Source organism: Microcystis sp. LE19-10.1B (genome assembly GCF_027530565.1).
Lineage (GTDB): Bacteria > Cyanobacteriota > Cyanobacteriia > Cyanobacteriales > Microcystaceae > Microcystis > Microcystis aeruginosa.
Genome location: NZ_JAPZQM010000431.1, coordinates 1 through 4556, shown reverse-complemented (window position 1 = coordinate 4556; position 4556 = coordinate 1). Strand labels below are relative to the sequence as shown.

Sequence of the window (4556 nt, the reverse complement as noted above, 5' to 3'; positions counted from 1 at the left end):
TCCGAAAGTCCTTGACTTGTTTTAGTTTTTCTATTAAGCTCAACATATATTTGAAAAGTTGCCGGTCACTCCTCATTTTACCTGACAGTGATCGCTTTTACTTTTGATATTCTGATGGGAGAATGAAACAGCCCTACCCTTATCAAGGGGGGACTAAGGGGGGATCGGCACCCCCCTTATCAAGGGGGGACTAAGGGGGGATCGAACCTAAAATCCATTTTTAATTTAATTATAACCAGCTACTTAGCGATCAGAGCAGGTTTCTGACCTTCTTGGCTCTGGGGGGCCAAATTTGGTCTTTTGATCGAGAAAAATAGAAGCAGTTAAACTAATCTCTTATCTTTTAGTCTTAACCTTTGGTCAAATGGTCGCCATCAGGGCAGAGATAGGCGATCGGCGAAACCTTCCGGTAGATTAGACTAAATGGGAGTTGGTTAACTGCTTTTATAAAATTGATTGTTCCCTAACCATCAGCATTGTCTAGGGTCGAGGGGAATAAAACAACCGAAGTTTAGGACTTTAAGCCAGAAGTTAAGAAAAAAAGTGAAATTATTATTTTTGAGTAATGGCCACGGTGAAGACGAGATCGCGATCCGGATTATTAAAAGACTGCAATCATCTCCCCACTGTCCGGATATTACTGCTTTACCCCTAGTGGGTAACGGTTATGCTTATACTCGTCTGGGGATTTCTCTTCTCGATCGAGGTCAAAAAATGCCCTCTGGGGGTTTTATCACTAGGGATGCCAAACAATTATGGCGAGATCTGCGGGAGGGATTATTAGGATTAACCTCCCGTCAATACCGTCTGGTCAGAAATTGGGGCCAAGAAGGGGGAAAAATTGTCGCGGTGGGAGATATCTTACCCCTTGCCCTTGCTTGGTTGAGCGAGACAGATTATGCTTTTGTGGGAACGGCTAAATCAGAATACTATCTCCGGGATGAGCAGGGATGGTTAGATAGTAGCTCGATGATCGATCGCCTCTGGGGTTCCTACTATTATCCCTGGGAACGCTGGTTAATGGCCCGTCCTCGCTGTCGGGGGGTTTTTCCCCGGGATAGTTTAACTAGCAAAATTTTACAACAGTGGTCAATTCCCGTTTTCGATGGGGGTAATCCGATGATGGATGACCTTTTACCCTCGATAACGGGCGATTTTCCCCAAGATTGCCTAAATATTCTGCTGCTACCCGGTTCGCGCTTTCCCGAATCTCTCCACAATTGGCAGCAAATTATCGAGGCTGTGGCCGCCATTATCGGACGTTTTCCCGATTATAAGCTGGAATTTTTGGCGGCGATCGCTCCTTCTCTCCCCCTAGAATCTTTTACGGCTGCTTTAATTTCCCAGGGTTGGCGAGAACATAGCACAAATAAGTTTATTTGTCAAGAAGTATTTATAACTATTTCTCAAAGGGATTACGCCGAATATTTAGGCCGCTGCCATCTGGCCATCGCCATGGCGGGAACTGCCACGGAACAGTTCGTCGGTTTGGGTAAACCGGCGATCACGATTGCGGGATCTGGACCACAGTTTACTGGCCATTTTGCCAAACTGCAACAGCGTTTATTAGGCTGTTCAATTCTCTTAGGCGATAGTGCCGAGTCAGTAGCAGACAAGTTAGAATATTTATTACAAAATCCCCCACAGTGGCAAGAAATCGCCGTTAATGGTCGTCAGAGAATGGGATCGGCCGGGGCCTCCGATCGCATTGCCCAATGGTTACTAGACAATTTTTGCCCTTAAATGAAAGTATCGGTCTGATTTTCGCCGCTAGTGGGCCCCTCAAAAATAGTTTCTAGGGCAATTTTTTGGGCGCTTGGTTGTTGTCCATAGCTGAAAAGATAGGGAATTTCTCCGCTTTGTTGACGAAACCACTGGAAAACGTAGGGACTACCATAAATAATCAATGCTTGAATTTGTCCGGTTTTCAGCAAAGCTTGATAGATAGCTTTCGTTTCCTCCCCTAATCCGGCACTACCCCGAAAAGGATTACCACGGATGAATACTTGTAGGAGAGTCGTTTCTGGGGAGACGAGGGACTGATTAAAGGTGCTACAATCAATTATTTGGGTTTGATAACCCCATTGTCGGGGCATTGTCACCGCCGGACAAGAGCGATCGAGAAAGTCACAGTTGAGTAAATCATCGATAATGATTAAATTGCGGCCTTGAGTGGCTTTAATCGGTAAATTAGCGCTAACTGTTTGGGAATCTTTTAAAATATCGCTGACAATCTCTAGAGCTTGCGGTGCCGCTAAACTGCTTAAGGATTCTAAGGATGGCTGTCTTTGCCCCAATTTCTCTTTTGCTCGTTGAATACGTTGCCAAGAATCATTAATTCTCGCTTCGCTAATTGTACCCGCTTGCACGGCACTATACACCGCTTCGATCGCTTCGATCGGATCGGGTGGCATTAACAGTATATCGGCCCCCGCCTGTACCGCCCTCACTGCTATGGCGGCAGCGCTGGCAATTTTGGTTACTCCCCCCATAATCAGGGCATCGGTGACGATTAAACCCTGAAAACCGAGATTTTGGCGCAGTTTTTCCGCGAGAATTTTCGAGGAAAGAGTGGCGGGAAACTCGGCATCCCAAGCGGGAATTAACAGATGGCCTGACATAATACTATCAACCCCCGACTCGATCGCCGCTTGAAAGGGGGGCAATTCGATCGCTTCTAGGCGATGATGATCGTGGTTGATAATGGGAAGATCGAGATGGGAGTCATTGCTGGTGTCACCGTGGCCGGGAAAATGTTTGGCCGTGGTCAAAACTGGATAGGAATCCGCCCCTAAAATAAAAGCTTGAGCTAGATTAGCGACGATTTCGGGAGTTTCAGCGAAGGAACGAATATTAATAACGGGATTGTCGGGATTATTGTTCACATCGACAATTGGGGCTAAAATCCAGTTAATCCCGATCTCTAGGGCCTCCTTAGCGGTAATTGCTCCCATTTCCCTAGCATATTCTGTGGCTTTTGTCAAGCTTTTTTCGGCTATTTTTCCTAAAGCCATCGGGGGGGGAAACCAAGTGGCGCCGGAAAACCTTTGGCCGACTCCCTCCTCGATATCGGCGGCGATGAGGAGAGGATTATCGCTGGACCAACTTTGTAATTGTTGGCTACGGAAAGCGATTTCGGCGGCGCTGCCTCCTAAGAGAATTACCCCACCGAGGTGGAGGGTTTCTAACCAATGTTTCAGGGTGGCGTTGACAGGTTCCCAAGCAGGATAGCGGATTTGTTGGTCAAAGAGATAGCCGGAAGCGCGGACTACTATCATCTGACCAATACGTTCTTTTAGGGATAAAATGCGATCGCTCACTATTCAGTTATCAGTTATCAGTTATCAGTTATCAGGAGACAGGAGACTCCGAGACAGGAGACTCCGAGACTCCGAGACTCCGAGACTCCGAGACTCCGAGACAGTCCCGATGAAAAAATTTTCACCCCCACAGATGAAAGAGGTTTCCTTCCCTACACCCCACACCCCACACCCCACACCCTCTTTCAAGTCAGGAGACTCCGAGACAGGAGACAGGGAGAAAAAAGACGGCTAATAGTTTTATTCTTCATCGGAATCGTCATCTTCTGGGGGTCGATCGCTTTTAATATGATCAAGAAGGTGTAACATTCGATCGCCGCGTTCGAGGGAAGAATCTTCTAGGAAGACCACTTCGGGGGTACGTCTGAGACGGATGCGTTGACCAAGTTCGCGCCGGACGAATCCTGCGGAAGCTTTTAAACCGGCCATAGTTTCGGCCTTTGCATCTTCGTTGCCGTAGATAGACACAAAAATTTTAGCGTGTTGCAGGTCGTGGGAGAGATCCACATCGGTAACGCTAACCATACCGGCACCGACCCGATCATCTTTAATTTCCATTAATAACATTTGGCTGACCTCGCGCTTAATTAGCGAGGACACGCGAGATACTCGACGGTCGTTAGCCATAATTTTCGTCCCCTAAAAACAGCGAAACCCTTACCATTGTATCAAGCTAATCCGAGCATGGCTTTGAGGGTGAAATAAAGAAAGGCGAAAGTTCCCCCCAGAAAGCCCACAAGTGCGATCGCTGTGAGGGGATTTTTTAATAAAGGGGCCAACCAGCCGAAAAAGGCGAAGAAAATCCCTAAACTAAAGCTAATCAGATAGCGGGGGTAACGGCTCACGTTATCAAAAAAGTCGCCCATAAATTTTATTTATTATCTTTGTCCGTAAGTAATTATAGCAGTAAGCTTCGATGCTGCCACGCCGCCCGATTAATGGGACTTAACAGAATCTCTAGACTTTTGTACTATTTAGTGGTATAACTATCTGGCTGGAGAGAAATACGGAATCACTCTACTCTAGATAAGTAGCTGGTTATAATTAAATTAAAAATGGATTTTGCCTTTAATCCCCCCTTGATCCCCCCTTGATCTATACTTTAGACGTTCATAATCTGAGATTTATTAAACTTCTGAAATCGTAGAGTCAGCAAGGAATCCAGTTCTTTTTTATGTTTCAAATGGGCATCATTCAAACATTCATAAATGGCTGAAGAAAAGTCAGAAAAGTTTT

The 4556-nt window shown here is 46.1% G+C and carries 5 protein-coding genes and 1 pseudogene; 2 read left to right on the top strand and 4 right to left on the bottom strand.

Annotated elements, in window-relative coordinates; all coding sequences use genetic code 11:
• Nucleotides 1-543 precede the first annotated feature (543 nt).
• Nucleotides 544-1743, top strand: coding sequence for a lipid-A-disaccharide synthase-related protein (locus O9332_RS15695; protein ID WP_288026339.1), 1200 nt, complete (start codon nucleotides 544-546; stop codon nucleotides 1741-1743).
• Here O9332_RS15695 and O9332_RS15690 read toward each other — a convergent pair.
• Nucleotides 1740-3320 carry a glycoside hydrolase family 3 N-terminal domain-containing protein gene (locus O9332_RS15690; protein WP_002759259.1) on the bottom strand — a complete coding sequence of 527 codons (1581 nt, stop codon included), beginning with the start codon at nucleotides 3318-3320 and terminating at the stop codon, nucleotides 1740-1742. The genes O9332_RS15695 and O9332_RS15690 overlap by 4 nt on opposite strands.
• A gap of 109 nt (nucleotides 3321-3429) precedes the next feature.
• Here O9332_RS15690 and O9332_RS15685 point away from each other — a divergent pair, with 109 nt between their 5' ends.
• Nucleotides 3430-3555, top strand: a complete 126-nt coding sequence (locus tag O9332_RS15685) for a hypothetical protein (protein WP_288026337.1) — start codon at nucleotides 3430-3432, stop codon at nucleotides 3553-3555.
• 5 nt (nucleotides 3556-3560) lie between these two features.
• Here O9332_RS15685 and rbfA read toward each other — a convergent pair whose 3' ends face one another.
• From rbfA to O9332_RS15670, 3 genes and pseudogenes are all read right to left on the bottom strand, one after another.
• Nucleotides 3561-3947, bottom strand: a complete 387-nt coding sequence (rbfA, locus tag O9332_RS15680) for a 30S ribosome-binding factor RbfA (RefSeq protein WP_002759261.1) — start codon at nucleotides 3945-3947, stop codon at nucleotides 3561-3563.
• A 41-nt stretch (nucleotides 3948-3988) separates the two neighbouring features.
• Nucleotides 3989-4186, bottom strand: coding sequence for a DUF751 family protein (locus tag O9332_RS15675; RefSeq protein WP_002737592.1), 198 nt, complete (start codon nucleotides 4184-4186; stop codon nucleotides 3989-3991).
• Nucleotides 4187-4422: 236 nt separating this feature from the next.
• A pseudogene (locus tag O9332_RS15670) lies at nucleotides 4423-4556 on the bottom strand (IS630 family transposase); the annotation flags it as partial.

Coding starts and splice junctions, on each gene's coding strand:
- O9332_RS15685 (WP_288026337.1), top strand. CDS start 3,430: ATGAAAAAATTTTCACCCCCACAGATGAAAGAGGTTTCCTTCCCTACA.
- rbfA (WP_002759261.1), bottom strand. CDS start 3,947: ATGGCTAACGACCGTCGAGTATCTCGCGTGTCCTCGCTAATTAAGCGC.
- O9332_RS15675 (WP_002737592.1), bottom strand. CDS start 4,186: ATGGGCGACTTTTTTGATAACGTGAGCCGTTACCCCCGCTATCTGATT.